This window comes from Cysteiniphilum halobium (genome assembly GCF_003574425.1).
GTDB lineage: Bacteria > Pseudomonadota > Gammaproteobacteria > Francisellales > Francisellaceae > Caedibacter > Caedibacter halobius.
In genome coordinates, this window is record NZ_QLIU01000091.1 from 1 (window position 1) to 2,832 (window position 2,832).

The 2,832-nt window shown below is 40.4% G+C and carries 2 protein-coding genes; both read left to right on the forward strand.

Annotated features, from left to right (window positions below):
* The coding region (locus tag DNK85_RS11000; protein WP_208123176.1) for a transposase at positions 1-261 on the forward strand (261 nt) is incomplete at its 5' end.
* Positions 258-2,832 (forward strand): beta strand repeat-containing protein (locus DNK85_RS11005; RefSeq protein ID WP_162896702.1); only part of this gene is annotated, 2,575 nt, incomplete at its 3' end. The genes DNK85_RS11000 and DNK85_RS11005, both read left to right, overlap by 4 nt.

Consider the following 2,832-nt stretch of genomic DNA (forward strand, 5'->3'; position numbering starts at 1 on the left):
AATCAATGGCTTGAGCATAGTTTAGTAAAAGAGCTCAAACCAGGGTCAACGGTTATTATGGATAATGCGGCATTTCATAAAAAAGACAGCATACGGGAGATTTTAAAAAAACATGGTCATCAAGCATTATTTCTACCGCCATACTCACCTGATTTTAATCCCATTGAGCAAGATTTTGCAATTATGAAAAAGAAAATGATATATGGAGAATATACAGCCTTAGAAGAATTGATTAAGCAGTATGGAAATATTTTGGAATGACTATAAATGCGGCACTTAATGGATTAAGTTACCAAGGTAATGAGAATTATAATGGGTCAGATACTTTGAGTATCGACATTAATGACTTAGGTCAAACAGGAGCAGGCGGAGTATTAAGTGATAGTCAGACGATTGATATTAGCATTGATCCTGTAAATGACGCACCTGTGATTAGCAAACCGGTTGCACAATCTGTTGATGAGGAGGCCGTTTTAATCTTCAGTACAGCCAACAATAATGCCATCAGTGTTAGTGATGTTGAAGCTACAAACACTGAGGTGAGTTTAAGTGTGAGTCATGGTCAGTTAACGCTTGCGCAAACCACTGGTCTGACTATAAGTGCTGGTGCAAATGGCACTTTGGCAATGACTTTCTCTGGCAGTTTAGAAGATGTCAATGCGGCTTTAGATGGTTTAAGTTATCAAGGTGATGAAGATTATGATCAAACAGATAGTTTAGTTGTCGTTGTAAATGATCAAGAGCAATCAGGCAGTGGTGGTATCTTAAGTGATAGCCAGAGTATTGATATTACGCTGAACCCTATTAATGATGCTCCAGTTATCATTAAAGCAAGCATGAGTGTTAATATTGGCCAGACAGTAACAGTTGATAGTAGCATGATCGACATTACCGATATAGATAGTGATGCTATTGATGTGGACATTAAATTAAGTAATGTGCAATCAGGACAGTTTGAGCTGGTGAGTAATCCTAGTGTTGCCGTGACAGAATTTACTCAGCAGCAGTTGCTAGATGGTGAAGTTGTATTTGTGCATGATGGTAGCAATAATGCGCCAAGTTATAGCATTGCTGTGGGTGATCAAGAAATTGATGTGAATACGGTTACAGCTATCGCTGCGAATAATATTACCTTTGATGGAAAAACTGCTATAGATGCAGATAATAACGGTCAAATAGATGCTTGGGCGCCAGCAAATTCAAATGGTATAGATAATGCCAATGGTAGTACTTTTACTATAACGACAAATAGTAGCAGTGAGTTAACGCTTGTTTATGGTGATATTGCATTAATTAGTGATGATGGTACCCACGTCGTAGTCGATATGGAAAGTGATGGTGTGAATGATGTTACAGCACCCAGTGGTTCAGTGATTGTGGATAATGACAATGGAAGTATCACGACAACAACACCTTCTGCAACAATAGTTACAAGTCATGATAATACCAATACGATAATTAATGACAATGGTACCACGACAACCATTACTGACAATAATGGCACGAATTTAAGCGTGCCATCAGGCAGTGTGCTTACTGATAATGGCAATGGTAGCTTCAATATTGATGTTGATAATGATGGTACTGTTGATGCAATCATTCCACAAAGTGCAACTGTCGTTAATAATGGCAATGGCACATTGACGACAACGACAGCTGGTGGTGCTGAGGTCATCACGCAAGCAAATGCAGGTACGGTGATCACTGATAACGGCAGTGTATTAACTGTTAATGGTGATGGTCAGGGGGTTGCTGATATTACTTCAGTGCCAAATAATACGGATGTCAGTATTGCTGCTAATGGCGATGTTACGGCAACTACAAGTAATAACTCCGTATTGAACTTAACTGCAGATAGCGAGGCAGTAATTACGGATAACGGATCAGTGGTCACTTTAACGGACAATAATGGCACGAATTTAAGCGTGCCATCAGGCAGTGTACTTACTGATAATGGCAATGGTAGCTTCAATATTGATGTTGATAATGATGGTACTGTTGATGCAATCATTCCACAAAGTGCAACTGTCGTTAATAATGGCAATGGCACATTGACGACAACGACAGCTGGAGGTGCTGAGGTCATCACGCAAGCAAATGCAGGTACGGTGATCACTGATAACGGCAGTATATTAACTGTTAATGGTGATGGTCAGGGGGTTGCTGACATTAGCTCAGTGGCGAATGATACTGATGTCAGTATTGCTGCCAATGGCGATGTTACGGCAACTACAACTCATAATTCCGTATTGAACTTAACCGCAGATAGCGAGGCGGTAATTACGGATAACGGATCAGTGGTCACTTTAACGGACAATGATGATACAAATTTAAGCGTGCCATCAGGCAGTGCAATTGCCGATAATGGTAATGGCAACTTTAATGTTGATGTTGATAATGATGGTACCGTTGATGCTGTTATTCCGAAAGATGTAACGCTTGTGAATAATGGCAATGGTACATTGACCACGATGACAGCCGGAGGTGCTGAGGTAACCACACAAGCAAATGCAGGTGCGGTGATCACAGATAATGGCAGTGTATTAACTGTTAATGGCGATGGTCAGGGAGTTGCTGACATTAGCTCAGTGGCGAATGATACGGATATCAGCATTGCTGCTAATGGCGATGTTACGGCAACTACAAGTAATAATTCCGTATTGAACTTAACTGCAGATAGCGAGGCAGTAATTACGGATGATGGTTCAATTGTCACGTTGACTGATAATAATGGCACGAATTTAAACGTGCCATCAGGCATTGTGCTTACTGATAATGGCAATGGCAGTTTTAGTGTTGATGTAGATAATGATGCTCTGTACACGAAGAAAA